Source organism: Acidobacteriota bacterium (genome assembly GCA_003225175.1).
Lineage (GTDB): Bacteria > Acidobacteriota > Terriglobia > Terriglobales > Acidobacteriaceae > Gp1-AA112.
Map to the genome: position 1 here is coordinate 964 of QIBA01000247.1, position 1,773 is coordinate 2,736.

2 protein-coding genes are annotated in these 1,773 nt (G+C 53.0%); one reads left to right on the forward strand and one right to left on the reverse strand.

The annotated features are described in order from the left end of the window. The first annotated feature begins 86 nt into the window (after nucleotides 1-86). Nucleotides 87-896 carry a polyphosphate kinase 2 gene (gene ppk2, locus DMG62_25075; protein ID PYY19023.1) on the forward strand — a complete coding sequence of 270 codons (810 nt, stop codon included), beginning with the start codon at nucleotides 87-89 and terminating at the stop codon, nucleotides 894-896. Between the two features lie 21 nt (nucleotides 897-917). Here the strand turns inward: ppk2 and DMG62_25080 are convergent. After that, nucleotides 918-1,773 (reverse strand): glucosidase (locus DMG62_25080; protein PYY19025.1); only part of this gene is annotated, 856 nt, incomplete at its 5' end.

The following is a 1,773-nucleotide window of genomic DNA, read 5'->3' on the forward strand; positions in this document are numbered from 1 at the left end:
AATGTTCATCAAGTCGGAAGCGCGAGTAACTGAGCGCGTTGTCTGCATCAGGCTCGGCACGCTGCGTAGCCGAAGGAGTATTCCCCATGGGAAGTAAAGAAGACCGCAATAGTAAAAGCCGTTTGAAGCGCAAGCAGTACGAAAAGGAACTTAGCCGGCTCCAGGCCGAACTATGTAAGCTGCAGGATTGGATCAAATACAAAGGTCTACGCGTGATTCTAGTTTTTGAAGGGAGGGACGCTGCCGGCAAAGGAGGCACGATTCGCGCGATTACTGAACGGGTCAGTCCCCGTGTGTTCCGCGTTGTGGCTCTCCCCGCTCCTTCTGACAGGGAAAAGAGCCAGATGTATGTGCAGCGCTACATGCAGCATTTCCCAGCTGCAGGAGAGATCGTCATCTTCGACAGAAGCTGGTACAACCGTGCTGGCGTGGAATACGTAATGGGTTTTTGCAGCGACGAACAACACCGCAGGTTCTTAGAACTCTGTCCTATAGTCGAGAAGTACATCGTGGACGCCGGGATCATACTCATCAAATGCTGGATGGAGGTCGGAATGAAAGAGCAACAACGCCGATTTGAAGCACGCATTAAGGATCCGGTGCGTCAATGGAAGCTCAGTCCAATGGATTTAGAGTCCTTTCGTCGCTGGTACGAGTATTCTCGGGCGCGCGATCAGATGCTAAAGGCTACGGACTCCAAGTATGCACCGTGGTATATCGTTCGATCCGACGATAAGAAGAGAGCCCGGCTTAACTGCATCTCACATCTGTTGAGCACGATCCCTTACGGCAAGATTCCGCACGACAAAGTAAAATTGCCGAAGCGCAAGACCAAGGATAGTTACGACGATCAGGCGCCGCTGAGCGGAAGGCATTTTGTCGCCGAGAAGTTCTAGGCCTGTTCCCCGCGATGTAGGTTAGCCCCTGCTGCCGGTCGCTGCTGCCGCTTTATCTCTTCGCGCACTTATCGGAATTTCCGTAAAGGCCGCCTTTTTGCCGAGTTCAAGAGCCTGCTCGGGCGTGGTGGTTGCAAACAGGTGCATCGCACCAGCAATCAGACCGGTCCAGCCGGTTTGATGACTGGCTCCCAATCCGGCGCCATTATCGCCGTGGAAATATTCGTAAAACGAGATGTAATCACGCCAGTGGGGATCTTCTTGAAACTTCTTGGTCCCTCCATACACCGGCCGGTGGCCGTCTTTCTCTCTCAAGAAAATGGTGGTGAGACGGCGCGTTAATTCTTCCGCGACCTGATACAACGTCATCTGCTGCCCTGACCCTGTGGGACACTCGACAATGAAACCGTTGCCGTAATAGGTGTAATACTGTAGCAGCGCTCGAATGATCAAGCCGTTGACGGGCATCCAGATAGGTCCTCGCCAGTTGGAATTACCTCCAAACATGCCGGTATCGGATTCTGCCGGCAGGTATGACACTCGATACTCTTGGGCGCCAATGCGAAAGACATAAGGATGCTCGGCGTGGTAGCGAGATAGAGCGCGAATCCCGTAAGGACTTAGAAACTCATTTTCATCCAGCATTTTTGAGAGAACTTTCCGAAGTTTGCTCTCGTTCAAGATAGCAGCCATGCGGCGGCCACCATACCCTGTCTGGATAGGGTCGTGGATGAAAGCAGTGAGTTCGGGCCGGGCTGCAAGGAACCTTCGCAGTTGATCGCCCAACTCCGGGTATTTTCTCGTGAGCTCTCCCTCAAACACGGTTACCGCGCACAATGGAAGTAATCCCACCATCGAGCGTACTTTCAAGCGCTGA